24 protein-coding genes and 1 riboswitch are annotated in these 26,316 nt (G+C 73.8%); of the genes, 7 read left to right on the forward strand and 17 right to left on the reverse strand.

Annotation, left to right across the window (positions count from 1 at the left end; translation table 11 throughout):
- The first annotated feature begins 407 nt into the window (after window positions 1-407).
- Together ADL22_RS27740 and ADL22_RS27745 are read left to right on the forward strand one after the other, a co-directional pair.
- Entirely contained in the window at window positions 408-1,004 is a 597-nt protein-coding gene (locus tag ADL22_RS27740) for a uridine kinase family protein (RefSeq protein ID WP_066985605.1), read from the forward strand.
- A gap of 502 nt (window positions 1,005-1,506) precedes the next feature.
- Window positions 1,507-3,429, forward strand: coding sequence for an AAA family ATPase (locus ADL22_RS27745; RefSeq protein ID WP_066985606.1), 1,923 nt, complete (start codon window positions 1,507-1,509; stop codon window positions 3,427-3,429).
- A 111-nt stretch (window positions 3,430-3,540) separates the two neighbouring features.
- Here the strand turns inward: ADL22_RS27745 and ADL22_RS27750 are convergent, their stop codons facing one another.
- The 10 genes from ADL22_RS27750 to ribD all read right to left on the reverse strand — a co-directional run bounded on the left by ADL22_RS27750 (window position 3,541) and on the right by ribD (window position 12,206).
- Window positions 3,541-4,719, reverse strand: coding sequence for a hemolysin family protein (locus ADL22_RS27750; RefSeq protein ID WP_066985609.1), 1,179 nt, complete (start codon window positions 4,717-4,719; stop codon window positions 3,541-3,543).
- A complete protein-coding gene (locus ADL22_RS27755) occupies window positions 4,716-6,083 on the reverse strand; it encodes a hemolysin family protein (protein ID WP_066985612.1) in 1,368 nt (455 codons plus the stop codon). The genes ADL22_RS27750 and ADL22_RS27755 overlap by 4 nt, the downstream gene beginning before the upstream one ends.
- Window positions 6,084-6,257: 174 nt before the next feature.
- The gene (locus ADL22_RS27760; RefSeq protein ID WP_066985613.1) at window positions 6,258-6,728 is read right to left on the reverse strand and encodes a PH domain-containing protein; all 471 of its coding nucleotides are present in this window, start codon (window positions 6,726-6,728) and stop codon (window positions 6,258-6,260) included.
- A gap of 40 nt (window positions 6,729-6,768) precedes the next feature.
- Window positions 6,769-7,617 carry an ATP phosphoribosyltransferase gene (hisG, locus tag ADL22_RS27765; RefSeq protein ID WP_066985616.1) on the reverse strand — a complete coding sequence of 283 codons (849 nt, stop codon included), beginning with the start codon at window positions 7,615-7,617 and terminating at the stop codon, window positions 6,769-6,771.
- Window positions 7,618-7,671: 54 nt separating this feature from the next.
- The gene (locus ADL22_RS27770) at window positions 7,672-7,944 is read right to left on the reverse strand and encodes a phosphoribosyl-ATP diphosphatase (RefSeq protein WP_066985620.1); all 273 of its coding nucleotides are present in this window, start codon (window positions 7,942-7,944) and stop codon (window positions 7,672-7,674) included.
- Window positions 7,945-7,978: 34 nt separating this feature from the next.
- The gene (ribH, locus tag ADL22_RS27775; RefSeq protein WP_066985622.1) at window positions 7,979-8,464 is read right to left on the reverse strand and encodes a 6,7-dimethyl-8-ribityllumazine synthase; all 486 of its coding nucleotides are present in this window, start codon (window positions 8,462-8,464) and stop codon (window positions 7,979-7,981) included.
- Window positions 8,465-8,514: 50 nt separating this feature from the next.
- Window positions 8,515-9,819, reverse strand: a complete 1,305-nt coding sequence (locus tag ADL22_RS27780; protein WP_066985625.1) for a bifunctional 3,4-dihydroxy-2-butanone-4-phosphate synthase/GTP cyclohydrolase II — start codon at window positions 9,817-9,819, stop codon at window positions 8,515-8,517.
- Window positions 9,816-10,478: a nicotinamide mononucleotide transporter family protein gene (locus ADL22_RS27785; RefSeq protein WP_066985627.1), complete on the reverse strand. Its 663-nt coding sequence runs from the start codon at window positions 10,476-10,478 to the stop codon at window positions 9,816-9,818. Before ADL22_RS27785 ends, ADL22_RS27780 begins: the two co-directional genes overlap by 4 nt.
- A complete protein-coding gene (locus ADL22_RS27790; RefSeq protein ID WP_066985630.1) occupies window positions 10,475-11,110 on the reverse strand; it encodes a riboflavin synthase in 636 nt (211 codons plus the stop codon). The genes ADL22_RS27785 and ADL22_RS27790 overlap by 4 nt, the downstream gene beginning before the upstream one ends.
- A 1-nt stretch (window position 11,111) precedes the next feature.
- Window positions 11,112-12,206, reverse strand: a complete 1,095-nt coding sequence (gene ribD / locus ADL22_RS27795) for a bifunctional diaminohydroxyphosphoribosylaminopyrimidine deaminase/5-amino-6-(5-phosphoribosylamino)uracil reductase RibD (RefSeq protein ID WP_066985910.1) — start codon at window positions 12,204-12,206, stop codon at window positions 11,112-11,114.
- A gap of 193 nt (window positions 12,207-12,399) precedes the next feature.
- Window positions 12,400-12,530, reverse strand: a riboswitch (FMN riboswitch).
- 264 nt (window positions 12,531-12,794) lie between these two features.
- Between ribD and ADL22_RS27800 the strand changes: the two genes are divergently transcribed.
- Window positions 12,795-14,057, forward strand: coding sequence for an MFS transporter (locus ADL22_RS27800; protein ID WP_066985913.1), 1,263 nt, complete (start codon window positions 12,795-12,797; stop codon window positions 14,055-14,057).
- 25 nt (window positions 14,058-14,082) lie between these two features.
- Here ADL22_RS27800 and ADL22_RS27805 read toward each other — a convergent pair whose 3' ends face one another.
- Window positions 14,083-14,586 carry an acyl-CoA thioesterase gene (locus tag ADL22_RS27805; protein WP_066985633.1) on the reverse strand — a complete coding sequence of 168 codons (504 nt, stop codon included), beginning with the start codon at window positions 14,584-14,586 and terminating at the stop codon, window positions 14,083-14,085.
- Window positions 14,587-14,742: 156 nt separating this feature from the next.
- Here ADL22_RS27805 and ADL22_RS27810 point away from each other — a divergent pair, with 156 nt between their 5' ends.
- The gene (locus tag ADL22_RS27810; RefSeq protein WP_066985636.1) at window positions 14,743-16,155 is read left to right on the forward strand and encodes a uracil-xanthine permease family protein; all 1,413 of its coding nucleotides are present in this window, start codon (window positions 14,743-14,745) and stop codon (window positions 16,153-16,155) included.
- Between the two features lie 86 nt (window positions 16,156-16,241).
- Here the strand turns inward: ADL22_RS27810 and ADL22_RS27815 are convergent, their stop codons facing one another.
- Window positions 16,242-16,697, reverse strand: a complete 456-nt coding sequence (locus ADL22_RS27815; RefSeq protein WP_079064501.1) for a phospholipase — start codon at window positions 16,695-16,697, stop codon at window positions 16,242-16,244.
- A gap of 300 nt (window positions 16,698-16,997) precedes the next feature.
- Between ADL22_RS27815 and ADL22_RS27820 the strand changes: the two genes are divergently transcribed.
- Window positions 16,998-17,651 (forward strand): DUF5995 family protein, encoded by a 654-nt coding sequence (locus ADL22_RS27820; RefSeq protein WP_199836395.1) that lies wholly within the window; start codon window positions 16,998-17,000, stop codon window positions 17,649-17,651.
- Window positions 17,652-17,851: 200 nt separating this feature from the next.
- Here the strand turns inward: ADL22_RS27820 and ADL22_RS27825 are convergent, their stop codons facing one another.
- Together ADL22_RS27825 and ADL22_RS27830 are read right to left on the reverse strand one after the other, a co-directional pair.
- Window positions 17,852-19,492: a DEAD/DEAH box helicase gene (locus tag ADL22_RS27825; protein WP_066985642.1), complete on the reverse strand. Its 1,641-nt coding sequence runs from the start codon at window positions 19,490-19,492 to the stop codon at window positions 17,852-17,854.
- Window positions 19,493-19,579: 87 nt separating this feature from the next.
- Window positions 19,580-19,783, reverse strand: coding sequence for a cold-shock protein (locus ADL22_RS27830; protein WP_066985644.1), 204 nt, complete (start codon window positions 19,781-19,783; stop codon window positions 19,580-19,582).
- A 250-nt stretch (window positions 19,784-20,033) separates the two neighbouring features.
- Here ADL22_RS27830 and ADL22_RS27835 point away from each other — a divergent pair, with 250 nt between their 5' ends.
- On the forward strand, window positions 20,034-20,966 hold the full coding sequence (locus ADL22_RS27835; RefSeq protein WP_066985647.1) for a TIGR03619 family F420-dependent LLM class oxidoreductase: 933 nt from the start codon (window positions 20,034-20,036) through the stop codon (window positions 20,964-20,966).
- A gap of 31 nt (window positions 20,967-20,997) precedes the next feature.
- On the opposite strand, the gene ADL22_RS27840 is transcribed toward ADL22_RS27835, so the two are convergent.
- From ADL22_RS27840 to ADL22_RS27850, 3 genes are all read right to left on the reverse strand, one after another.
- Window positions 20,998-22,689 carry a flavin monoamine oxidase family protein gene (locus ADL22_RS27840; protein ID WP_066985650.1) on the reverse strand — a complete coding sequence of 564 codons (1,692 nt, stop codon included), beginning with the start codon at window positions 22,687-22,689 and terminating at the stop codon, window positions 20,998-21,000.
- A 136-nt stretch (window positions 22,690-22,825) separates the two neighbouring features.
- Window positions 22,826-23,632 (reverse strand): carbon-nitrogen hydrolase family protein, encoded by an 807-nt coding sequence (locus tag ADL22_RS27845; protein ID WP_066985653.1) that lies wholly within the window; start codon window positions 23,630-23,632, stop codon window positions 22,826-22,828.
- A gap of 234 nt (window positions 23,633-23,866) precedes the next feature.
- Window positions 23,867-24,781 carry a LysR family transcriptional regulator gene (locus ADL22_RS27850; RefSeq protein WP_066985655.1) on the reverse strand — a complete coding sequence of 305 codons (915 nt, stop codon included), beginning with the start codon at window positions 24,779-24,781 and terminating at the stop codon, window positions 23,867-23,869.
- Window positions 24,782-24,835: 54 nt separating this feature from the next.
- Here ADL22_RS27850 and ADL22_RS27855 point away from each other — a divergent pair, with 54 nt between their 5' ends.
- Window positions 24,836-26,305 (forward strand): MFS transporter, encoded by a 1,470-nt coding sequence (locus tag ADL22_RS27855; RefSeq protein ID WP_079064497.1) that lies wholly within the window; start codon window positions 24,836-24,838, stop codon window positions 26,303-26,305.
- The last annotated feature ends 11 nt before the right edge of the window (window positions 26,306-26,316 follow it).

A 26,316-nucleotide genomic window follows, 5' to 3' on the forward strand; every position in this document is an offset into this window, starting at 1 on the left:
CCGCCACCCCCCTGGCCGCGGCCAGGGGGGTGGCGGCGCCCGCCGCGGCGGCGGCGAGCGCGGCGGCCAGGACGGTGCGCCGGGGCGCTGAGCTGGTCATATCGGGTCCCCCAGTTGGATGCGGATGCGGATGTGGGTGGGGAGGAGGGTGATGGGGTGGCTGCTACGGGTCGGGGTCGGATGCGGTGGCTACTACGGTCCGGCTGCGGTGTGGACGCGGTGGCTTGCGGCGCGGACGCGGCCGGACGTGTGCCGGGCATGCGCCCGGATCGCCGGATGGCTGCCGTGGCCGCCCGGGCCACCCCGGGTGGCTCAACTATGTCCCGTGCGGGCGGGCTTCGGAAGGCGGTGGGGGGCGCGTCGCGGGGGGAACATTGGTGTGGACCAGTGGCGCGTAGGCTGGTGGGATGACCGCTGTCCCGGATCCTGTTCTGGTCTCGCTCGCCGCGCGGCTGCGCGCGCTCGCGCCGTCGTGCGGGCCGGTGCGGCTGGTCGCGGTGGACGGGCACGCGGGGTCCGGGAAGAGCACCTTCGCCGGGCGGCTGGCGGAGGCGCTCGGCGGGGCGCCGGTGGTGCACACCGATGACCTGGCGACGCATGAGGAGCTGTTCGCGTGGAGCGGGCGGTTCCGGGAGCAGGTGCTGGGGCCGCTGTCCCGGGGGGAGAGCGCGCGGTACGGGGTCTACGACTGGGTGTGCGGGGAGTTCACCGCCGAGCGGGAGCTGGCGCCGGCGCCGGTGGTGCTGGTCGAGGGCGTGGGCACCGGCCGGTGGGCGCTGCGGCCGGCGCTCGCCTGCCTGCTGTGGATGGAACTGGCGCGCGAGGATTCATGGGAACGGGGCCGACTCCGCGACGGCCCGGGCCTCTCGGCGTTCTGGAGTGGCTGGATTCCGGCGGAGCGCGCGCACTTCGCGGCCGATCCCTCCCGCCCGTACGCCGATCTCCTGGTGCACCAGGGGAAGATGGGGTATGAGGTACGGGAGGGACCGGGCCATACCCAATGAGCGGGCCCCGATTTAACCCTGCGTAGTCGGTTATGGCTGACACGCCGACAGTCTCCGACCGGGACCCGCCGAGTGCCCCAACTCGGCTTGACCTGGGGGGCGTACAGGACTTACGTTCTCAATGTGCGGTTCAACGGACCGCGCGCAGACGCGAAGCCCCCGGTTGTTCCCCCGTGATCGGGGGCTTCGTTCTGTGCAAAAACCCTACGGGCGCTGCCTCTTGACCGCGCGCTCCCCTCACCCAGGGTCACCGCCCTCTTCGCGCCGGTGCGCCCCCTGCCGCGCCCCCGCCACCGCCTCGTGCCGCCCTCTACGGCCCGCGCCGACCGCGCAGGTACGATGCGAGTCTGTGTCAGCCGCGGGACCGTTCCGGGGTGCGCGGCAGGGCAACTCCCGCCCGCCGCCCGCCGGTTCGGTACGGGCGTCAGGCGAAGGCCCGTGGCCCGCCGGCCGGCACACGTCCGGTGGTACACCACGGGGGGACGTTGTGTGGGGGGACGGGATGGATGTCGGCGCTCAGGGTTCGCCCGCCCCGGCGGAACTCGCCTGGCTGCGCGCGGTCGACGCCTACACCGTGGGGGCCTACCCCCAGGCCGAGGAGGAGTTCCGGGCCGCCGTCCGGCTCGATCCGACGATGGCCGACGCCTGGCTCGGCCTGCACGCGCTGCGCGCCGACACCGCGATGGCCCTGCTGCGGATGCACCAGCACCGCGACCGCTTCGGTGAGCAGCGCGCCCGCCACCGCCGCGCCCTGAACTCCTGGTACTGGCTGGGCTGGTGGGTCCAGCCCGTCCTGGAGACCGGCCGCGATCTGCTGCTGGCGCACGCCTCGCACTGGCTCGACGGCCGCCACGTCGCCGAGCTGGACCAGGCGCTGGCCGGCTGCCCGCCGGTGGAGACCGACCCCCAGGTCCGCTTCCTGCACGCCTGCCGCGCGTATCTCGTCAAGGACTGGGACCAGCTCGTCCGGCACACCGAACCCCTCCTCGGCGACCCGGTGCTCGGCATCGAGGCGGGGCTGTTCGGCGGGATGGCGCGGGTCCGGCTGGAGATGTACGGGCAGGCCGAGCCGCTGCTGGCGACCGCGCTGATGCGGTGCCGCAGCGAGCAGCCGCAGCGCAAGGAGCTGCGGTACTGGCTCGCCCGCGCCTACGAGGGCACCGGCCGCAGCGCCGCCGCGCTCCCCCTCTACCGCGCCGTGCACCGGGTCGACCCGGCGTTCATGGACACCGCGGCGCGGCTGGCCGCGATCGCGGAGGCGGACGGGCTGGACGAGGGCACGGGCCTGGCCACGGTCCCCGCGCAGGGCCCGGCCCAGGAAGCCGGCGCGGATCTCGATCCGCTGGCGCCGCTGGACCCGGTGGACGGGCGGGAGCTGCTGATCACCGGGGACGTACCGGGCCAGGGACCGGGCCCGGAGCCGGGGCCGCAGGCGTCCGGGCCGCCCGCCCGGGACGGAGGCCCGGCGGCCCGGGTGAAGACCACCGCGGCGGGCCGGCGCGGCGGGGAGCTGCTGCCGGCCGGGCCGGCCGATCCGGTGCTGCTGGAGAAGGCGCTGGCGGAGCTGGAGCGGATGGTCGGCATGGAGCCGGTCAAACGGCACGTCCGGGCGCTCTCCGCGCAGCTGCGGATGGCCCGGCTGCGGGCCGGCCAGGGCCTGCCGGTGGCGCCCCCGAAGCGGCATTTCGTCTTCTCCGGACCGTCCGGCACGGGCAAGACCACGGTGGCGCGGATACTCGGCCGGGTCTTCTACGCGCTGGGGCTGCTCGGCGGCGACCATCTCGTGGAGGCCCAGCGGGCGGATCTGGTCGGCGAGTTCCTGGGCCAGACCGCGGTGAAGGCGAACGAGCTGATCGACTCGGCGCTGGGCGGGGTGCTCTTCGTCGACGAGGCGTACAGCCTGTCCAACTCCGGTTACAGCAAGGGTGACGCGTACGGCGACGAGGCGCTTCAGGTGCTGCTGAAGCGGGCCGAGGACAACCGCGACCGGCTGGTGGTGATCCTGGCCGGCTATCCCGAGGGCATGGACCGGCTGCTGGCCGCCAATCCGGGGCTGTCCTCGCGGTTCACCAGCCGGGTCGACTTCCCCAGCTACCGGCCGCTGGAGCTGACGAAGATCGGCGAGGTGCTGGCCGCGGAGAACGGCGACCGCTGGGACGAGGAGGCCCGGGAGGAGCTGTGCAGCATCAACGGCCATGTCGTCGAGCAGGGCTGGATCGACGAGCTGGGCAACGGCCGCTTCCTGCGCACCCTGTACGAGAAGAGCTGCGCCTACCGGGATCTGCGGCTGTCCACCTGGCCGGGCACCCCGACCCGGGACGACCTCGCCACGCTCCGGCTGCCGGATCTGATGCAGGCGTACGGAGAGGTGCTGTCGGGCCGGGGGCCGGATCCGCAGACGCCGCCGCGGGGGCTGGATCTGTAGGACGGGGGCCGTGCGGGCGGCCGTAACGACCCGTAGGGGGCGCGCCGTTCGTCGCGGCGCGCCCCCCTATGGGCCGTCAGCCCAGCCGTCAGGCACCGGTCGTTCCGGCCGTCAGCCCGCCATCGCCGGATCCGGGTCCTCCGCGCTCAGCGGCTTCTGCGGGTGCGGCGCGTCGGGCTTCCCGGCGGCAGGCGCGTCGGCCGGGCCGGCCGCGGAGCCGTTCGCCGGGCCGGGGACCGCCTCCGGCCCCACCCCCGCCGCCGTCCGGTGCGCCGGGTCGCGGACCTCGCCGACCAGCATCTCCAGGACGTCCTCCAGCGCGACCAGGCCGAGCACCCTGCCCGTGGCGTCGGCGACCGCGGCCAGGTGAGAGGCGGCCCGGCGCATCGCGGTCAGCGCGTCATCCAGCGGGAGTTCGGCGCGCAGGGTGGCCATCGGGTGCCAGATCCGCTGCGGTACGGCCCGGTCCCGTTCCTCCAGGTCCAGGACGTCCTTGACGTGGAGGTAGCCCATGTAGGCGCCGCCCGGCGCGCAGACCGGGAAGCGGGAGTAGCCGGTCCGCACGGTCAGCTCCTCGACCTGGCGGGGGGTCACCGACGGATCGACGGTGATCAGCCCGGCGGGGTCGAGGAGGACGTCGGTGACCGGGCGGCTGCCCAGTTCCAGGGCGTCGGAGAGCCGCTCCTGCTCGGCCGGGTCGAGCAGGCCCGCCTGGCCGGAGTCCTCGACGAGGTGGGTGAGCTGCTCGCTGGTGAAGACCGCCTCCACCTCGTCCTTGGGCTCGACGCCGAAGAGCCGCAGCACCCCGCGGGCCAGCGCGCCGAGCAGCGCGGTGACCGGGCGGCAGAGCCGGGCGAAGGCGACCAGCCCGGGGCTGAACCACAGGGCGGTCTTCTCGGGGTCGGCCATCGCGAGGTTCTTGGGGACCATCTCGCCGATGACGAGGTGGAGGAAGACCACCAGGGCCAGGGCGATGGCGTAGCCGAGCGGGTGGACCAGGGCCGCGGGCAGGTGGACCGCCGCGAAGAGCGGTTCCAGCAGGCGCGCGACGGTCGGTTCGGCGACCGCGCCGAGGGTCAGGGAGCAGATGGTGATGCCGAACTGGGCGGCGGCCATCATCCGCGGGAGGTTCTCCAGGCCGTGCAGCACCCGGCGGGCCCGTTTGGAGCCCGTCAGGGCGAGCGGTTCGATCTGGCTGCGGCGGACCGAGACCAGGGCGAACTCGGCGCCGACGAAGAAGCCGTTGGCGAGCACGAGCAGGACCGCGAAGAGCAGCTGGGCGACGGTCACCGGGCCACCTCCGCACCGGCGCCGACCCGTTCGCGGGCGGCCTCGGGGACCGCGGCGGCGGGCGCCAGCCGGACCAGCCGTATCCGCTCGGCGCGGTGGTGGGCGACCAGCCGCACCCGCAGCCGCCAGCCGTCCAGTTCCGCGGTGTCGCCCGGGGCCGGGATCCGGCCGAGTATGTGGGCGACCAGTCCGGCGACGGTCTCGTACGGGCCCTCGGGGGCCTCCAGGCCGATCCGGCGCAGGGTGTCGACGCGGCAGCCGCCGTCGGCGTCCCAGGCGGGGCGGCCGTCCTCGGGCGGGGCCTGGCCGAGTTCGGGCAGGGCGGCCCGGTCGTGCTCGTCGCGGACCTCGCCGACGAGTTCCTCGATGATGTCCTCCAGCGTCACCACACCGGCGGTGCCGCCGTACTCGTCGACGACCACGGCGATCGGCTGCTCGCTGCGGAGCCGTTCCAGCAGCGGCTGCACCGGCAGCGTCTCGGGCACCAGCAGCGGCGGCACCGCGATCCGGGCGGCCGGGGTGCGCAGCCGCTCCTCGGCGGGGACGGCCAGCGCGTCCTTGAGGTGCACCATGCCGACGATCTCGTCCAGGCGGGTGCGGTAGACGGGGAAGCGGGACAGGCCGGTGGCGCGGGTGAGGTTGACGACGTCCTCGGCGGTGGCGTTCGCCTGGAGGGCGCTGACCCGTACGCGGGGCGTCATGACGTTCTCCGCGGTGAGGTCGCCGAGCGAGAGGGTGCGGACGAAGAGGTCCGCGGTGTCCTGCTCGATGGCGCCGGCCCGGGCGGAGTGGCGGGCCAGCGAGACCAGCTCGCCGGGGGTGCGGGCGGAGGCCAGTTCGTCGGCCGGCTCCACGCCGAGGGCGCGGACGAGGCGGTTGGCGACGGTGTTCAGCAGGGTGATGACCGGCCGGAAGAAGCGGGAGAACGCGTCCTGCGGGCCGGCGACGAAGCGGGCGACCTGGAGCGGCTTGGAGACCGCCCAGTTCTTGGGGACCAGTTCGCCGACGACCATCTGGACGGCGGAGGCCACCAGCATGCCGATGACGACCGCGATGCCCGGGACGGCGCCCTCGGGCAGGCCGGTGGCGCGCAGCGGTCCGGACAGCAGGGCGGCCAGCGCGGGCTCGGCGAGCATACCGACCACCAAGGAGGTGATGGTGATGCCGAGTTGGGTGCCGGAGAGCTGGAAGGAGAGTTCCCGCAGGGCGGCGACGACGGTGCGGGCCCGGCGGTCGCCGCCGTCCGCGGCCCGTTCGGCGTCCGCCTTCTCGACGGTGACGAGTCCGAACTCGGCGGCCACGAAGAAGCCGTTGGCCAGGATCAGCACGAGTGCCGCGAGAAGCAGCAGCAGGGGGCCGGTCATGCCGCCGCCTCCGTGGGGTGCGGGGGTCGGGGAGGGGCGGCGCAGGTACTACAGGACGATCCGTCCATTGCCGGAGGGAGTCACTCCTCGGGTTGTCGGGTCCCCATGGGCGGGGCGGGGCGCGGGTGCGCTCCGGAGAACAGAGTAAACAGCGGGGCCCGCGTTGGGGCAGGGTCAGCCCGCCGTGTGGTCGACGGCACCGTGGATCTCGGCGAGGTCGCGCAGCGCGCGGGCGTCGCGGATGGCCTGGTCGCGGGCGATACCGGGCTGGATGCCCATCGCGGGCAGGCTGGTGCCGTCGGCGAGGTCCAGATGGACCCACGGGTCGCCGGCGCGGAGGTTGACGCGCAGGACCTGGGCCCAGGCGAGTTCGCGGCGGGTGGTGAGGTTGACGACCGTGACGCCCTCCTGCCGCGCGACCACCTTGGGGCGGCTGAGCAGCAGGAGGACGGCGCCGATGAGGACGCCGGTGCCGACGAAGCTGATCCGTTCGCCGCCGCTGAGCTCCGGCAGCAGCAGCGCGACCGCGGTGATGGCGGCGAGCTGGGCGATGCCGACGGTGTACAGGACGGCCCGGGTGCGGGTCGGCCGGAAGGTCACCGGGAGGGCGGGCAGCGGGGAATCGGGGGTCGCGGGCGCGGACACGTGGCGGTCTTCCGTGGGTGCGGCGGTGGGCGGACGGGGGTCAGAGCCGGCAGGCGTGGATGCCGGTGGTCAGGATCGCGCGGGCGCCGAGGTCGTAGAGCTCGTCCATGATGCGCTGGGCGTCCTTGGAGGGGACCATGGAGCGGACCGCGACCCAGCCTTCGTGGTGCAGCGGGGAGACGGTCGGGGACTCCAGGCCCGGGGTGAGCGCCACGGCCTTCTCGACGTGCTCGACCCGGATGTCGTAATCCATCATGACGTACCGGCGGGCCACCAGGACACCCTGCATACGGCGCAGGAACTGGCGGACCTTCGGGTCGTCGTCCGGGGCGCCGGTGCCGCGGATGACCACGGCCTCGGAGGTGAGGATCGGCTCGCCGATGATCTCCAGGCCGGCGTTGCGCAGTGTGGTGCCGGTCTCCACGACGTCCGCGATGATCTCGGCGACGCCGAGCTGGATGGCGGTCTCCACCGCGCCGTCGAGGTGGACGACGGAGGCGTCCACGCCGTGGTCCGCGAGGTGCTTGGAGACCAGGCCGGAGAAGGACGTGGCGATGGTCATCCCGCCGAACTCGCTGACGTCCTTGGCGGTGCCGGGGCGGGTGGCGTAGCGGAAGGTGGAGCCGGCGAAGCCGAGCTGGAGGATCTCCTCGGCCGGCGAGCCGGAGTCCAGCAGCAGGTCGCGGCCGGTGATGCCGATGTCGAGCTTGCCGGAGCCGACGTAGACCGCGATGTCGCGGGGGCGGAGGAAGAAGAACTCGACCTCGTTCTCGGCGTCGACCAGGACCAGTTCGCGGCGGTCCTTGCGCTGGCGGTACCCGGCCTCATGGAGCATCGCCGACGCAGGCTCGGACAGTGAACCCTTGTTGGGGACAGCGATGCGCAGCATGGGAGCGATTTCCTTTGCAGGTAAGGGAGTTCGGTGGGTACGGGGGGCGGGTGGTCAGAGGTGGGCGTAGACGGCGTCGAGGGAGATGCCCTTGGCGACCATCAGGACCTGGAGGTGGTAGAGGAGCTGGGAGATCTCCTCGGCGGCGGCGTCGTCGGACTCGTGCTCCGCGGCCATCCACACCTCGGCGGCCTCCTCGACGATCTTCTTGCCGATCGAATGGACACCGGCCTGCACCAGCTCGGCGGTGCGGGAGGTGGCGGGGTCGCCGGTGGCGGCCTTCTGCTGGAGCTCGGCGAAGAGCTCCTCGAACGTCTTCTTGGACATGATGCCGCCTACCCTACGCGGTCGCCCCCTTCCGTCAGCGCCAGGGCTCGGCGACGGTCCGCAGCGTGGCGGCGGTGGCGACGGCCGCGGTGACCGCTTCGTGGCCCTTGTCCTCGGCGGAGCCGGGCAGGCCGGCGCGGTCCAGCGCCTGGCCCTCGGTGTCGCAGGTCAGCACGCCGAAGCCGATCGGGACGCCGGTGTCCACCGCGACCTGGGTCAGGCCGTGGGTGACGCCCTGGCAGACGTAGTCGAAGTGCGGGGTGCCGCCGCGGATGACCACGCCGAGCGCGACCACCGCGTCGTAGCCGCGGCCGGCCAGGACCTTGGCGACGACCGGCAGCTCGAAGGTGCCGGGCACCCGCAGCAGCGTCGGCTCGTCGATGCCCAGCTCGGTCAGGGCGCGCAGCGCGCCGTCCACCAGGCCGTCCATGACCTGCTGGTGCCACTGCGCGGCGATGACGGCCACCCGCAGGTCGCCGCAGTTCTTCACGGTCAGTTCGGGTGCGCCCTTGCCGCTCATGCTTCTCCTCGTACGGGTGATGTGCCGGTGGCCGGCTGACGGGGTGGTGGTTACTGGTCGCCGCAGGTGGCGGCCGTGCCGGCGGGCCGGCCGGCCGGGTCGAGCCAGGGCAGGTCGTGGCCCATCCGGTCGCGCTTGGTGCGCAGGTAGCGGAGGTTGTGCTCGCCGGCCTGGACGGGCATCGGCTCGCGGGCCGTGACGGTCACGCCGTGCCGGGCCAGGGCGGCGGTCTTCTCGGGGTTGTTGGTGAGCAGGCGCACCGAGCGGACGCCGAGGTCGCACAGCATCCGGGCGCCGGCGCCGTAGTCGCGGGAGTCGGCGGGCAGGCCCAGTTCGAGGTTGGCGTCGAGGGTGTCCCGGCCGCGCTCCTGGAGCTCGTAGGCGCGGAGCTTGGACAGCAGGCCGATACCGCGTCCCTCGTGGCCGCGGAGGTAGACCACCACGCCGCGGCCGGCCTCGCTGATCCGGCGCAGCGACTCCTGGAGCTGCGGGCCGCAGTCGCAGCGCAGCGAGTGGAAGACGTCGCCGGTCAGGCACTCGGAGTGGATCCGGACCAGGACGTCCTCGCCGTCGCCGAGGTCGCCGGCGACCAGCGCGATGTGCTCGACGCCGTCGACGGTGGAGCGGTAGCCGTACGCGGTGAAGTCGCCGAACGCGGTGGGCAGCCGGGTGGCGGCCTCGCGGCGGACGGTGGGCTCGGCGGAGCGGCGGTAGGCGGCCAGGTCCTCGATGGAGATGATCGCCAGGCCGTGCTTGCGGGCGAACGGGACCAGCTCGGGCAGGCGCAGCATGGTGCCGTCCTCGCCGGCGATCTCCACGATGGCGGCGGCCGGGCGGAGTCCGGCGAGCCGGGCGAGGTCCACACCGGCCTCGGTGTGGCCGGGCCGGGCCAGGACGCCGCCGGGCCGGGCGCGCAGCGGGAAGATGTGGCCGGGCCGGACGAAGTCGCCGGGCACCGTGGCGCCGGAGGCCAGCAGCCGCAGGGTGGTGGCGCGGTCGGCGGCGGAGATGCCGGTGGTCACGCCGTGCGCGGGGGTGGCGTCGACGGAGACGGTGAAGGCGGTGCGCATCGACTCGGTGTTGTGCTCGACCATCTGCGGGAGGTCGAGGCGGTCCAGGTCGGTGCCTTCCATGGGGGCGCAGATCAGGCCGCGGCACTCGCTCATCATGAACGCGACGATTTCGGGGGTGGCCTTCTCGGCCGCGACGATCAGGTCGCCCTCGTTCTCGCGGTTCTCGTCGTCCACCACGACGACCGGGCGGCCGGCGGCGATATCGGAGATGGCCCGTTCGACGGGGTCGAGGGTGAGGTCGTCGGCGTCCGTGGCGCCATACCAGCTCTGCAGTGCGGTCATGCCGCGGCTCCTTCCAGTGCGGGGCGTTCGGCGAGGGCGGCGGCCCGCGAGCGGAGCCACCAGTCGCGCATGCCCCAGGCCACGAGGGCGAGGTAGACGACGTAGACGAGGCCGGAGAAGGCCAGGCCGCTGCTGAAGGCGAGCGGGACGCCGACCACGTCGACCAGCAGCCAGGCGAACCAGAACTCGACCAGTCCGCGGGCCTGGGCGACCATCGCGGCGAGCGTGCCGACGAAGATGTAGGCGTCCGGCCAGGGGTTCCAGGACAGCTGCGGGACGAGGGTGAACAGGCCGCCGACGGCGAGGGTGCCGACGGCGGTGCCGGCGATCAGCAGGCCGCGCTCGCGCCAGCCGGCGAACCGTACGGCGATCGAGCCGTCCTGGGCCTGCCGGCGGCCGCGCTGCCACTGCCGCCAGCCCCACACCGCGACCCCGATGACCAGCAGCTGCTTGCCGACGCCGCCGCTGAGGTGGGCGGAGGCGTAGGCGGCGACGAGGATCGCGCCGGAGAGGAACTGGGCGGGCCAGGTCCATATCGAGCGGCGCCAGCCGAGGGCCAGCGCGACCAGGCCGATGGTGTTGCCGATCATGTCGGACCAGATGACGTGCTGTCCGAAGGCGGTGAACGCCGGGCCGTTGAGCCAGTGCAGGAGGTTCATCGCTCGGTCCCCGTCAGCTCCGCGGGGCCGGCGGTGTCCGCGCCGCCCCGGCCGAGCAGCCGCTCGACGTACTTGGCGAGCACGTCCACCTCCAGATTGACCGGGTCGCCGGGCCGCTTGATGCCGAGGGTGGTCAGCGCGAGGGTGGTGGGGATCAAGCTGACGGTGAAGTGGTCGTCGGCGGCGTCCACGACGGTGAGGCTGACGCCGTCGACGGTGATCGAGCCCTTCTCGACGACGTAGCGGGCGAGGGGGGCCGGCAGCGCGATCCGCACCAGCTCCCAGTGCTCGCCGGGGGTGCGCTCGGTGATGGTGCCGGTGCCGTCGACGTGGCCCTGGACGAGGTGGCCGCCGAGGCGTCCGCCGAGGGCCATCGGCCGCTCCAGATTGACCCGGGAGCCGGCGGCCAGCGCGCCGAGGCTGGAGCGCTGGAGGGTCTCGGCCATCACATCGGCGGTGAATTCACCGTCCTCGGTGTCCACGACCGTCAGGCAGACGCCGTTGACGGCGATGGAGTCGCCGTGCTTGGCGCCTTCGGTGACGACCGGGCCGCGCAGGCGGAAGCGGGAACTGTCGCCGAGGTGCTCCACGGCGACGACCTCGCCCAGTTCTTCGACGATTCCGGTGAACACGTCAGTTCTCCTCGGGACGGGCGGTGCGGACAGGGACGGCGGTGATCCGCAGATCGGGGCCGAGCCGGGCGGTGTCGGTCACATCGAGCCGCAACGCCTGGGTGATGGTGGTGATTCCGGCGTCGCCGAGGACGGCCGGACCGGCGCCGAGCAGCGCCGGCGCCAGATAGCCGACGACCTTGTCGACGGCGCCGGCGGCGAGGAAGGCCCCGGCGAGCGTCGGCCCGCCTTCGAGCAGCACGGACCGCACGTCGCGGTCGTACAGGGCCTGGAGCAGGGCGGGGAGGGACAGACCGCGCCCCTGGGGGGCGCGGGGCAGCCGGACGATCGGGGCGAGCCCTTCGAGGTGGCCGGCGTCGGCGTCCTCGGCGACCGCGATCAGGGTCGGCGCGGTGCCGTCCAGGACCCGGGCGCCGGGCTTGACCGCGTCGGCGCCGGAGTCGACGACCACCCGCAGCGGCGGGGTGATCTCGTCGTCGGCGAGGCCGGCGATCCGGACGCCGAGCTGCGGGTCGTCGGCGCGGGCGGTGCCGGAGCCGACGATGACGGCGTCCGCGGCGGCCCGCAGCCGGTGGGCGTCGGCGCGGGACTCCGGGGAGGAGATCCAGCGGCTGGTGCCGTCGGCGGCGGCGATCCGGCCGTCCAGGGTGGCGGCGTATTTCCACAGGACGAACGGGCGGCCGCGCAGGACGGCGGTGAGCCAGGCTTCGTTGCCGGCCGCGGCCTCGTCGGCGAGCAGCCCGCCCTCGACGTCGATCCCGGCCTCGGCGAGCGTCAGGGCGCCGCCGGTGGCGGTGGGGTTCGGGTCGGAGACGGCGTAGACGACGCGGGCGATACCGGCGTCGATCAGCGCCTGGGCGCACGGGCCGGTGCGGCCGGTGTGGTCGCAGGGTTCGAGGGTGACCACGGCGGTGCCGCCGCGGGCCCGTTCGCCGGCCGCGCGCAGGGCGTGGATCTCGGCGTGCGGTCCGCCGGCACGCCGGTGCCAGCCCTCGCCCGCGGTGCGGCCCGCGGCGTCGAGGACGACGCAGCCGACGACCGGGTTGGGGCTGGTGTGACCGAGACCGCGGGCGGCGAGCTCGATGGCCCGGCGCATCGCCGTGATCTCTGCGGGGGCTGGGGTGGCCACCGGGTCCTCCTGCCTCTTCGGGCACGGACTCCGGGGCTGTCTGGACGACAGAAGCGGACGATCGCCGGGAGCACACCGGGAACCGGAACGGGAAGGCCCGTCCGGACGGAGAACGACCGGACGCGCCGCCGAACGGCGGTGTACTTGCCCGACACGCCCGCCGCGCACTGCCTCCCATCCGGACTTTCACCGTCGGTGCAGGAATTTCACCTGCTCAACCGGCCGCTGGCTGCGGACGGGTCGCGGACTGTTACCGCCGGTTCGGAATTACACCGACCCCGGAGTGCGCTGCTGCTTGTGTCAGTACAGCCCCAGTGTGCCACGGTCGGTCATCGGCCATGCGAGCGGCGCCCTGTGGGCTGTCTCACAGCGTGACGGCGCCGCGGGCGTACGGGCGGCCGCCTTCGCGGCGGGGGCGGGGGTACGGGGCGTGAGCCCCGGGGGCCTCAACGGCCCTGCTACGTAAGGGAGTTGGGGCAGGAACCGCGAAGGCGGCCGTCCGCCGGGGCCGAGGGGGTGGGCGCGGTCGGCGACGATGCCGTAGTTTCCGGGGCCATGGCCGGCAACGGCGTACCCGACGCCACTCCCCGCACCCCGCCCGCTCCGCTCCCCCACCGCCGGCTGCGCCGCGCCCGCTGGGCGATGGCCGCGGTCTTCCTCGTCCACGGCGCGGTCACCGGCGACTTCGCCACCCGTATCCCGTGGATCCAGGACCACACCGGCATCCCGCCCGGCCAGCTCGGCCTCGCGCTGGCCTTCCCCGCGATCGGGGCGTCACTGGCGATGCCGCTGGCCGGCCGGATCAGCCACCGCTTCGGCGCCCGCAGCGCGCTGCGCGGACTGCTCGCGCTGTGGACGCTGGCCCTGGCGCTGCCCGCCCTCTCCCCCAACCTCCCCGTCCTCTGCGGCGCCCTGCTCGTCTACGGGGCCGCCTCCGGCACCGCGGACGTGGCGATGAACGCGCTGGGCGTGGAGACCGAGGCGCGGCTGGGCCGGCCGATCATGTCGGGGCTGCACGGTATGTGGAGCGTGGGGGCGCTGCTGGGGTCGGCGGCCGGCGCGGTCGCCGCGCACACCGGCACCGACGCCCGGCTCCATCTCGCGGGCGCCGCCCTGGTGCTGACCGTGCTGGGCGCGCTGGCCTGCCAGGGCGTACTGGACCTGCGCAGCGCCCCCGAGGAGCATCCGCCGCCGCGCTTCGCGCTGCCGCCCCGGTCGGTGCTGGTGATCGGGGCCATCGGGTTCTGCGCGGTGTTCGCCGAGGGCGCCGCGCTGGACTGGTCGGCGGTCTACCTGCGCGACCGGCTGGGCGCCGAGGCGGGTCTGGCGGCCGCCTCCACCACCGCGTTCTCCTGCACGATGGCGGCGGTCCGACTGGCCGGGGACCGGGTGGTGGCCCGCTTCGGCCCGGTGCGTACGGTCCAGGCGGGCGGTGTCCTGGCCACGATCGGCGGGCTGCTGATCGTCACGGCGGGCCGCCCGGCGCCGGCGCTGGCCGGGTTCGCCCTGGTCGGGATGGGGATCGCGGTGGGGGTCCCGCTGGCGTTCGCGGCGGCCGGGCACAGCGGGCCGGCGCCCAGCCAGGCGATCGCCGGGGTGGCCACGATCACCTACACCTCCGGGCTGATCGCCCCCTCCGCGATCGGCGGAATCGCCCAGGCCACCTCGCTGACCTGGTCATTCGGTCTGGTCACGGTGCTGGCGTGCGGGCTGGTGGCGGGGGCGCGGGTGCTGCGGGTGCCGTCCCGTACGGCGTCGCGGGGCGCTGATGCTCCGGCCGCCGCCCGGGACAGCGGCAGCGGCCTGGAGCGTTCGTGACCCGCGGGCGCCGGCAGTACGCGGCTCAGGCCGCCGCGCCCGCCTGGGCCTCGGCGCCGGCCTCCGGGGCGTCCGCCGGCCGCAGCAGGTCCGCGGCTATCGAACGGGCCCGGTCCGACCACGGGGTGGGCCGGAAGGTCTGCGGATCGACGCGGACCAGCACGCGGTGGCCGCGGGCGTGGGTCTCGGTGCCGTCGGCGGAGCAGAGCCGGAAGCCGTAGGTCAGGCCGGTGCGGCCGAGGCGTTCCACCCAGAGGTGGGCGGCGTAGCGGCCGGCGCGGGTGACCGGGCGCTCGTAGGAGACCTTCATCTCCTTGATGACGTTGCACATATCGCCCGCGGCGGCCCAGTCGCCGTCGAAGCCGAATCCGAAGCCGTGCCAGTATTCGGCCCAGGCCCGCTCGACCAGCAGCGGGTAGCGGGCGTTGTGCAGCATGCCGAGCGCGTCGAGGTCGTCGAAGTGGACGGTGACGGGGACCAGTTGGCCGAACGGGACGGGTCCGGCGGCCTGGAGGGGTTCGACGCTCACGGGTGGTACTCCTGCGCTTGCTGGGTTTCTACGGGCGGGTGTGCCGGTGCGCGGGGCACCGGCGGGCCTTGTCCTGATCGGCCCGGCCCATCGTAAGCGGCTGCTTAGAATGCTTCGCGTCCCCCTCTGAACCACACCTGAACAACAGGAGCAGCAATGGGCCTCGGCGTGCGCTGGACCGTACACGGCGACGGGCGCAACCCGGCCCCCGGCGCCGTGGTGCGACCGGACGAGCGGCTCTCGTGGCCGCGCACGGTGGGCCTGGGCGCCCAGCATGTCGTGGCGATGTTCGGGGCGAGTTTCGTCGCTCCGGTACTCATGGGTCTGGATCCCAACCTCGCCATCATGATGTCGGGTGTCGCCACGGTCATCTTCCTGCTGGCCACCCGCGGCCGGGTGCCCTCCTACCTCGGCTGCTCGCTCTCGTTCGTCGGGGTCGCGGCGGTCATCCGGGCGCAGGGCGGCACCAGCGCCACGGTCACCGGTGCGGTGCTGGTGGTGGGGGCGGCGCTGTTCCTGGTCGGGCTGGCGGTGCAGCGGTTCGGGGCGCGGATCATCCATGCCGCGATGCCGCCGGTGGTCACCGGTGCCGTGGTGATGCTGATCGGCTTCAACCTCGCGCCGGTGACGGCCCGCACGTACTGGCCGCAGGACCAGTGGGTGGCGCTGCTGACCATGCTGTTCACCGGGCTCGCGGTGGTCTGCCTGCGCGGCTTCTGGTCGCGGATCGCGATCTTCCTCGGCCTGGTCTTCGGCTACGCGGTCTCGTGGGTCTTCGACCGGGCCTTCGGCATGATCCACTCGGTGAACGGCGCCGGACAGCTGACCGACCACTGGCGGCTGGACTTCTCCGCGGTCGGCAAGGCGGCCTGGGTGGGCCTGCCGTCCTTCCACGGCCCGTCCTTCCAGCTGTCGGCGGTGCTGGTGGCGCTGCCGGTGGTGATCGCGCTGGTGGCCGAGAACGCCGGGCACGTCAAGGCGGTCGGCGAGATGACCGGCGACCCGCTGGACGACAAGCTCGGCACCGCGATCTCCGCGGACGGCGCGGCCTCGATCCTCTCCACCGCGCTGGGCGGCCCGCCGAACACCACGTACTCCGAGAACATCGGCGTGATGGCAGCGACCCGGGTCTACTCCACCGCGGCCTACTGGGCGGCGGCCGGCTTCGCGCTGCTCTTCGGCCTGTGCCCGAAGTTCGGCGCGGTGGTGGCCGCGATCCCCGGCGGGGTGCTGGGCGGCATCACGGTCATTCTCTACGGCATGATCGGCCTGCTCGGCGCCCAGATCTGGGTGCACAACAAGGTGGACCTGCGCAATCCGCTCAACCTCGTACCGGCCGCCGCAGGCATCATCATCGGCATCGGCGGCGTCAGCCTGCGCCTGGGCAGCCACTTCGAGCTGGGCGGTATCGCCCTGGGCACCATCGTGGTGCTCACCGGCTACCACGCCCTGCGCGCCATGGCGCCCGCCCACCTCAAGGAGCAGCGGCCGCTGCTGGACGCGGGCACGTCGGCGTACGACCGGGCGGACGGCGAGGGCGGCGCGGAGGGCGCGGGCGAGCGGCCGTAAGGAGCGGAACGGTGCGTTCCGGGGCCCTGGGTGCAGGACCCCGGAACGCCGCCGCTCACCCGGGCTGCCGGCCCCCGGCCCCCGGCCTACGTCCCGAGCTTCTTCACCGCCTCGTAGTACGTCCACGCGAGCCCGTCGCAGGACGTCTTCTTCGCGCCGGAATAGCCCGCGCAGACCCGTTTGAGATCGGCGTACAGGGCGCTGTCGAGCCGCGCCTTGTTCGCCGCGAAGGTGCCCGCTTTCTTGTAGTTGCGGTAGCCGAAATCATGGCGGGCGCAGGAGAGTTTGAAAGGGAACCCGAAGGGGTTGTCCGGCGACTTGGAGCAGTAGTCGGTGGACCAGTCGAAATCGTAGGCGGCCCATTTCGCCTGGTTGGTCCGGGCGGCCAGCCAGGTGCCGTAACTGCCCGCGTCGGTCTGTGTGAACGACGCCAGGACCTGCGGTTTGTCGGCGGGGGCGGCCTGGGCCGGACCGGCCGCCACCGCCAGCGCACCGGCCGCCAGCAGCGGGGTGACGGCCAGCGCGGAAAATCTTCGGGACACGGACACGCGTCAACCTCCGGAATACGACGCCGCGTTCCACGGCGTTTCCTGGGATTGCCCGACGAAAGAGGGGTGCGCAGCGCCTCAAGGGGACGCGCCGATTATTACCCCGTTCCGGTCAACTCACCAGAGTTGTCGGCGTATTCGGAGGTGCGGAGGTGTCACGCTGAACGGATGACGACCCTTCAGCAGCGCGACGGAAAAGGCCCGGGGAACGCGTCCGGGAGACCCGCCGCCCGTCCCGCCGGCAGGACCGGTTCCACGGCGCCCCCGGCGGGCGTGGCGGACGTCCTGGCGCGGATGCGGGCCCTGGACCGGGCGCTGCCCGCCGACGACGGGGTGGCGGTCTTCAACCGCGTCTACCTGGCCGTCACCGAGGCCGTGGCCGCACGGGTGGGCGGCGGCGCCTTCGAGGATCCGGCGGCCACCGGTGAACTGGACGTGCGGTTCGCCCGCCGGTACTTCACCGCGCTGGACGCCGACGCCGCCGGGCTCCGGCCGCCGGCCTGCTGGCGGCCGCTGTTCCAGCTGCGCCGGCATCCGCGGATCCGCCCGCTCCAGTTCGCCCTGGCCGGGATCAACGCGCACATCGGCCATGACCTCGCGCTGGCCGTGGTGGACACCTGCCGGGCGCTGGAGTGCGAACCGCCCGCGCTGGAGGGCGACTTCGACCGCGTCGGAACGGTCCTGACCGGTCTGGAGGAGAGCATCCGGGAGACCCTGATGCCCGGCCCCGACCTGTTGGACATCGCCGATCCGCTCACCCATCTGATCGGCTCGTGGAGCCTGGAGATGGCGCGCGACGGCGCCTGGGCCGCGGCCCGGATGATGTGGGGCGTGCGCGGACTGCCGGAGGTGGCCGAGGAGTTCGCCGCCCGGCTGGACGCGAGCGTGGGCCTGATCGGCCGCTGCCTGCTGACCCCGCTGGGGCACCCGGCGCCGGCCGGGGCGTAACAAGCAGAGGGGGCGTAACAAAGCAGAGGGGCGTAACAACGCAGAACGGCCCGGCGGGCAGTCGTCAGCGGACTGCCGGCAGGGCCGTGGACGGGCCGTCGGAAGAGTCGCGGACGGGCCGTCAGGGGCCCGTCGGGCGGGCCCGTTTCAGGCGGGGGCAGGGACCGGGCGGTCGGCCCGGGTCACGCCCCCGCCGCGTGTCAGGACGCCGGGTTGCGCCGCCCGCCGCGCCGGGCGGAACCACGGCTTCCGGCGCCGCCGGTGCCCGCGGCACCGGTCGCGGGCCGCCCGCCTCCCGTACGGCGGGCTCCGCCGCGGGCGCCGGACCCGGACGCGCCACCGGCCGCCGCGGCCCCGGCCGCGCCGCTCCGGCCGGTACCCCGGCGCTCCGCGCCGCGCCGCTCGGACCCGCCGGTCGCGGCGGTGGCCGCCGTGGCGCCGCCGGGCTTCCGGCGCCGCCGCGCGGGCCGGCCGCCGGTCCGCCCGCCCGGCTCCGCGCCGTTCGCCCGGCCCGGCCGGGACGCCGCCTGCGCCGCCGGCTGCGGGACCTCGATGGTGACGGCCACACCGGACGGCTCGCGCGCGCCGGTGAGGGTGGCCAGTTCCACGTCGTTCGAGGTCACCCGGGCCGTACGGGGCCGGATGCCGGCGTGCGACATGAGCCGGGTGACCTCCCGCTTCTGGTCGGGCAGGACCAGGGTGACCACGCTGCCGGAGCCGCCGGCGCGGGCCGTGCGGCCGCCCCGGTGGAGGTAGTCCTTGTGGTCGGTGGGCGGGTCGACGTTGACGACCAGATCGAGGTCGTCGACGTGGATGCCCCGGGCCGCGACGTTGGTGGCGACCAGCGCGGTGACGTGGCCGTTCCGGAACTGCTCCAGGGTGCGGTTGCGCTGCGGCTGGGAGCGGCCGCCGTGCAGGGCCGCCGCCCGGACGCCGACCGCGAGCAGCCGCTTGGCGAGCCGGTCGGCGGAGCGCTTGGTGTCGAGGAAGAGGATGACCCGGCCGTCACGGGCCGCGATGCGGGTGGTGACGGCCTTCTTGTCGGTCTCGTCCATGACGTGGAAGACGTGGTGCTCCATCGTGGACACCGCGCCCGCCGCCGGGTCCACGGAGTGCACCACGGGGTCGGTCAGGAAGCGCTGCACCAGGCGGTCGATGGTGGCGTCCAGGGTGGCCGAGAAGAGCATCCGCTGCCCGTCCGGGCGGACCCGCTGGACCAGCTTGGTGATCTGCGGCAGAAAGCCCATATCGGCCATCTGGTCCGCTTCGTCCAGGACGGTGATCGAGACCTCGTCGAGCCGGCAGTCGCCGCGGTCCACGAGGTCGTTGAGGCGGCCGGGCGTCGCCACGACGACCTCGGCGCCGCGCCGCAGCGCACCGGCCTGGCGGCTCAGGGACAGCCCGCCGACCACGGTCGTCAGCCGGAGGTTCACGGCCGTCGCGTAGGGGGTGAGCGCGTCCGTCACCTGCTGGGCGAGCTCACGGGTGGGCACCAGGACGAGCGCGAGCGGCGCCTTGGACTCGGCCCGCTGCCCGGCCGTACGGGCCAGCAGCGCCAGGCCGAACGCCAGGGTCTTGCCGGAGCCGGTGCGGCCCCGGCCGAGCAGGTCCCGGCCGGCCAGCGAGTTGGGCAGCGTGGCGGCCTGGATCGGGAAGGGGGTGGTCACGCCCTGGGCGGCGAGGGTGGACAGCAGCCCGGCGGGCAGCGCCATATCGGCGAAGTCCTCGACGGCGGGCAGGGCGGGCGTGGTGCTCTCGGGCAGCCGGAATTCCCTCGGCGACGAGGTGGACGGCGCGGGCGACGCGGGGCGCCGGCTCGATTTCTGGGGCCTTCGGGTCATACAGTGGTCTGCCTTCCTGGCACAGCGCAAACCGGGGTCCGCACCATGGCAGTGCGAACCCCGGTGAGCGGGTGAAGCATCCGGCGATCAGACGAGGACGATGTTCTCCGCCTGGGGACCCTTCGGGCCCTGCGTGACGTCGAAGGAGACCTGCTGGCCCTCCTGCAGCTCACGGAAGCCCTGGGCCTGGATGTTCGAGTAGTGGGCGAAGACGTCCGGGCCGCCGCCGTCCTGCTGGATGAAGCCGAAACCCTTTTCGGCGTTGAACCACTTCACGGTTCCCTGTGCCATGTCAATCTCCTTCTGATAGGCAGAGGCCCCATCCGGAGATGCCGGAAAAACAAATAATGCGCCCGAACAGAAACATTCCCGTCAGGCGCACATAGGTTCATGGGTACCACAACTGCAACTCCGCCACCCTAACACGCCCGGTCGGCCATCCCGCCATCCACGAGCTGCCCGCAACCCGTACGAGGGGTCCGCGGCACCACCCGGGCCGCGTTCCCCCAGACCCGCCCGGCGCGATCCTAAAGTCCAGGTCATGACGCTACGACTGGGTCTGGGACTGCCCCAGATGCCGCAGTACGACCCCGCGCGCGATGTGGCGTATGTCGCACGCGCCGCGGAGGAGACCGGGTTCGACAGTGTGTGGGTCTTCGAGCGGACGGTGTTCCCGCGCGAGCCCCTGGAGGGCCTCTACCGCATGCCGGGCGTGCCCTGGCCCGACTTCTACCGCCACTGCGCCGACCCGCTGGTCGTCCTCGCGCTGGCCGCCGCGGTCACCGACCGGGTCCGGCTGGGCAGCAGTGTGCTGGTCTCCGGGCTGCACGCGCCGTTCCCGCTGGCCCGGACGCTGGCGACGCTGGACGCGGCGGCCGGCGGGCGGGTGGTGGCCGGACTGGGCACCGGCTGGTCGCGGGACGAGTACCGGGCCGCCGGGGTCACCGCGTACGCCGACCGCGGCGCGCAGCTGGACGAGGTGCTGGACGTCTGCGCGGCGGTGTGGGGGCCCGACCCGGTGGCGTACCGGGGCCGGTGGACCGAGATCGCGCCGGCCGCGGTGGGCCCCAAGCCGGCCCGGCCGATCCCGGTGTATCTGGCGGCGGCCGGCGAGCGGGCGCTGGACCGGGTGGCCCGGCGCGCCGACGGCTGGCTGCCGGCGCATCTCACGGGGCCCCAACTGGCTTCCACACTGGGGAAGTTGACCGAGGCGGCGGAGCGGCACGGGCGGGCCGCCGGGGACCTCGATGTCTCGCTGCGGGCCGCGATCGAGCTGACCGAAGCGCCGCTGCCGGAGGCCGGGCGCCACCCGTACTCCGGCAGCTGCGAGCAGGTGCTGGCGGATCTGGCCGGGGCGGCCCAGGCCGGTGCCCGGGAGGTGCTGCTGGATCTGCAGACGCACTGCCGGGACGGCAAGGAGCTGGCCGACCGGGCCGCCGAGCTGTACGGGCGGATCCGGTCGGCCGGGCTGTAGGGCGTCCCCGGGCCGTGGCCCGGGGCCGGGATCAGTCCTCGGGGAGCTCCACGGGGGCGATCTCCTCGTAGACGTCGCCGGGGCCGGGGTTGGCCGCGTCGGTGCCGCCGCCGAAGTGGTGCATCACGCCCCACACCGCGTTCAGCGCGGTCTGGATGGCGCCCTCGGCCCAGCCCGCCGTCCAGGAGATGTCGTCCCCGGCGAGGAAGATGCCGCGCTTGTCCTCGGGGAGCAGGTCCTGCATGAAGTGGGTGAACAGGCGCCGCTGGTAGCGGTAGTGGCCGGGCAGGTTGGCCTTGAACGCGCCCATGAAGTAGGGCTCGTTCTCCCAGGACACGGTCACCGGGTTGCCGATGATGTGCTTCCGGATGTCGACCTTCGGGTAGATCTCGCCGAGCGACTTGAGCATGACCTCCATGCGCTCGTTCGCCGACAGCGGCAGCCACTTCAGGCTGTCGTCGCACCAGGTGTAGGAGAGGCAGATGACGGCCGGCTGGTCCGGGCCGTTGTCCAGGAGGTAGGTACCGCGCGTCATCCGGTCGGTGAGCGTCATCGACATGACGTCCCGGCCGGTCTCCTCGTCCTTGTCCAGCCAGAAGGGCCGGTCCACGGGGACGAAGAGCTTGGAGCTCTCCATGTAGTGGGTGCGCTCGATCGCCGTCCAGTGGTCGATCGGGAACAGCTCGTCGTCGCAGGCGATCTTCGACAGCAGCATCCAGGACTGGGCGGTGAAGACGACCGCCTGGTACGAGCGGATGTCGCCGGAGGCGTCGGTGACGGTGATGCGGTTGCCGGCGGTGCGGTGCAGCCGGGTCACGGCCGGGCGGGGCGCGCCGCCGTGCAGCGACGACAGCGAGGTGCCCTGGGCCCAGTGCACGATCTTCTCCGGCTCGCGCTCCCACAGGCGCAGCGGGAGCTGCTGGGAGCCGCCGACGATGCCGCGGTGGTGGTCGTCGGCCTCGGTGTAGACGACCCGGAGGATCTCCAGGATGGAGTTGGGGAAGTCGGTGTCCCAGCCGCCGGTGCCGAAGCCGACCTGGCCGAAGATCTCGCGGTGCCGGAAGGACTTGAACGCCTCGGAGTCGCAGAGGAAGCCGTAGAAGGTCTGGTTGTCGAGCTTCTCGACGAGCTTGGCCCAGATCTCGCGGATGCGCGGCACATCGCGCTCGCGCATCGCCTGGTTCATGTCGGAGAAGTCGGCGCCCTCGTCGAGGCACTTGTTCCACGCCTCGGCGACGTCCCGGTAGACCTGGGGCAGGTCGGCGATGGTCTCGGCGTAGTGCGACTCGCCCTTGAGGTCCACGACGGTCGAGGGGGTGGACTCGGCCAGCGGGTTGGGGAACGGCCTGGTCTCAAGGCCCACCAGGTCGATGTAGTGCTGGAGGGCGGTGGAGGACGGCGGGAAGCGCATCGCGCCCAGCTCGCAGTTGAGCGACTCGTCGCAGCCGTCGAAGCCGACGGTGCGCAGCCGGCCGCCGATCTGGTCCGCCTCGTAGACGACGGGCTTGAGGCCCATCTTCATCAGCTCGTAGGCGGTGACGATGCCGGAGAGGCCGCCGCCGACGATGGCGACCTCGGTGCCGTGCTCGGTCGCCGGTATCTGGCCGAGGCCCGCGGGGTGCGCCAGGTAGTCGTCGTACGCGTAGGGGAAGTCCGGGCCGAACATGGTGATCGGCGGCTGCGCGTCGGTGTGCTGGGCGGCGGTGGGCACCGTGGACGTCATCGGGGCGGACTCCTTGCGGGCAGGGGGTGCGGGTGGGGCTTATCGGGGCGTAACGGGCGGGGGCGGGCGTGCGGGGGCCCGCCGGGCTGCGGCGCCCGTCGCGCCGGGTCAGGTCAGGTCAGGTCAGGTCGTCAGGTCACGTCAGGCCGGCGTAGAGCTCGGGCCGCCGGTCGCGGAGGTAGGGGTTGTTCTCCCGCGCCTCGGCGAGGAAGGCCGGGTCGACGGCGGCCTGCACCAGCTGCTCGGCGCGTCCGGCGCGGGCGCGGACCACCCCGTCCGGGCCGGCCAGGCAGCTGAGCCCGACGAACTCGAACTCGCCTTCCGCGCCGACCCTGTTGACGTACGCGACGTACATCTGGTTCTCGAAGGCGCGGACCGGGATCACCTGCTCCGGCACGATCTGGAACGGGTGCATCTGCGCGGTGGGGACCAGCAGCAGGTCGGTGCCGGCCAGCGCGTGCGCCCGGACGTTCTCCGGGAACTCCACGTCGTAGCAGATCAGCAGGCCGATGCGGATCCCGTCCAGCTCGGCCTGGACGACCGGCTGGTCGCCCGGGGTGAACCACTCGCGCTCGAAGCAGCCGAAGAGGTGGGTCTTGCGGTAGTTCGCCAGCGCGATGCCGTCGGGGCCGATGAGCTGGGCGGAGTTGTACACCGTGCCGTGCCGCTCGGGGGCGCGCTCGGGGTAGCCGTAGAGGATCGCCAGGCCGTGTGCGGTGGCGATCTCGGCGATGGCGCGGGCGCTGGGGCCGTCGGCGGGCTCGGCGAGGCGGTGCACATCGGCGCCGATGGCGTAGCCGGTGAGGAACAGCTCGGGGCAGACCAGCAGCCGGGCGCCGGTGGCGGCCGCGTCGCGGGCCGCCGCGGCGAGCAGGTCCAGATTGTGCGCGACGTCGCCGGGCCGTCCCGAACTCTGGAGCAGGGCGGTGTGCAGCGGCGGCATGGGACCCCTCGGGCGGTGGCGGTGACGGGTGGAACGCAATGACGGTACGGTTCGCGGGCGATTCCGGACAAGGCGCCTCCGTTGCGTGCCGAGGGACGATTCGTTGCGCGTTCAAGGGCCTTGGCGGCGAATCGTTGCGCGGGCCATCCGTGCCGGTCGGGCCGGGGGTGCCGGAGTGACCCGGGCCACTGCGGGAGGGCGCCGCGGAGTGATGTGCGCCACTGCCGCGGGTGTTCAGGCCACCGCGGCGGCTACCGTCTCGCGGACCACCTCGCGCAGCCAGACATGGCCCGGGTCGGCCTCCTGCCGGGGGTGCCAGGCCATCGCCATCGGCATCTCCGGCAGGTCGAGCGGGATCGGCAGGGTGCGCAGGCCCAGGGCGCGGATGAGCGGCGCGGCCGTGCGCTCGGGGGCCATGCCGACCGCGTCGCTGTCCCGGACCATCGCCAGCTCGGCGGCGAGCGTCGGCACCGTCGCGATCACCCGGCGGCGCAGGCCCCGTTCGGCGAGCGCGGCGTCGATCGGCCCGGTCAGCCGGCCGCGCCGGGAGAAGCCGACGTGCGGCGCGGCGGCGTACCGGCGCACGGTGAGGGTGCCCGAGGCCAGCGGATGCCCCTCCCGGACGACCGCGACCGGGCGGTCGTCGAAGAGCCGCTCGGTACGGATCTCCGGCTGGGTGCTGCCGATGACGCCCAGTTCCAGATCGGCCGCGCCGTCCCGCAGCAGCGGCAGGTCGACATGGCTCTCGCCGAGGAAGCGCAGCACGACGCCCGGCGCCTGGCGGGCGACCCGGGCCAGCAGCGCCGGCGCCAGGGCGGTGACGAAGAGATCGCCGGCGCTCAGCGCGAAGACCCTGGTCAGCCGGGCCGGGTCGGCGGGCGCGGCCGGGGTCAGGACCCCGTGCGCGGCCTCGACCAGCCGCCGGACCTCGGCCCGGATCTCCAGGGCGCGAGGGGTGGGGACCATATGGCGGCCGGCCCGCACCAGTACCGGGTCGCCGATGGTGCGCCGGATCCGGCCCAGCGCCCGGCTCATGGCGGGGCCGGAGAGCCCGAGCCGGTCGGCGGCCGCGGTCACGCTCTCCTCTTCGAGCAGGGCGTCGAGCGCGGTGAGGAGGTTGAGGTCGATGTTTGCGTTTCGCGCAATCATGCAGTGCACACCTTGCATTTGAGATCAACTGAACGGGACTCTAGCGTCCCGGCCATGACCACGTCAGCTCCGCCGACGACGACCGTCGGCCGCCCGCTCCCCCGCGCCGCCGGCCGGCGCTCCACCACCGCCGCGATGTGCGCCTGCGTGCTGGTCGCCCAGTCCCTGGTGGCCGCGATGAACCTCGCCATACCGAAGATCGCCGCGAGCGGTCTGCACCCCTCCCCCGCCCAGCTGCTGTGGATCGTGGACTCCTACGTCCTGGTCTTCGCCGGGCTGCTGATCCCGGCGGGCGCGCTCGGCGACCGCTACGGCCGCAAGGGCACGCTGCTCGCCGGGCTCGCCGTCTTCGGCGCCGGCGCCCTGCTCAGCGCGGTGGCGCCGAACCTCCCGGTACTGCTGGCCGGCCGTGCGCTCTCCGGCGCCGGCGCCGCGCTGCTCGTCCCGGCCACCATGTCGGTCCTGCTGTACGCGGCGCCGCCCGGGCGCCGGGCCGCCGCGGTCGCCGCGTGGAGCACCGCGCTCGGCGTCGGCGGGATGGCCGGGAACGCCGGCGGGGCGCTGATCCTGCAGTACCTGCCCTGGCAGGGCCTGTTCTGGGGGTACGTGCCGCTGGCGCTGGGGCTGCTGGCCTGGGTGGCCCGGTCCGCGCCCCGGGTGCCGCGGCAGACCGCCGCGCTGGACGCCGCCGGGTCGGCGCTGCTCGTGCTGGCCTCGCTGGCGCTGCTGTTCGGGATCATCGAGGGGCCGGGCCTGGGCTGGTCCTCGGCGCCGGTCATCGGGGCGTTCGCGCTGGCGCTGGCGCTCGGCGCGGTCTTCGTCCGGCACGGGCTGCGCAGTGCGCACCCGGTGCTCGACCCCCGGCTGTTCCGGCTGCCGCGGCTGCGCGCGGGCAGCGCCGGGATCGCGGTCACCTTCTTCGGGATGTTCGCGCTGTTCTTCGTGAACGCGCAGTTCCTCCAGTACGTGAAGGGGTACTCGGCGCTGCGGACGGGCTTCGCGGTGGTGCCGCTGGCCTTCGGGATGATGGCGGTGACGCGGTACGGGATGCGGCTGGCGCAGCGCACCGGCGAGGCCCGGACGGCCGGTGCGGGGCTGCTGCTGATCTCCACCGGACTGCTGCTGCTCTCCACCGCCGGTGCCGGGACGCCGTACCTCGTCTACCTGGCGTATCTGCTGCTGATGTCGGTCGGCGCCGGCCTGGCGATGCCGACGCTGTCGCACGCGATCGTGGCGTCCGTCCCGCCGCACCAGGCCGGGGTCGGGTCCGGACTCCAGGGCGCGGCGCGGGAGTTGGGCGCGGCGCTGGGGATCGCCGTGGTCGGGACGGTGCTGTCGGTCCGCTACGCGGCGGGCACCGGGCACGGGGTGGCGCGGGCGGCCGCGTTCACCGACGCCGCGTCGCTGGGCTACCGGATCGCGGCGGGCGTGGTGCTGGTGGTCGGCGCGCTGGTGGTGGCCGGCCTGCGGACCCGGCGGAGCGCCGGCGGTGCGACCGCCGCGCTTGACCTCAAGTCCACTTGAGAAAGCAGGCT

The organism is Streptomyces sp. NRRL F-4489, from assembly GCF_001509485.1.
GTDB lineage: Bacteria > Actinomycetota > Actinomycetes > Streptomycetales > Streptomycetaceae > Streptomyces.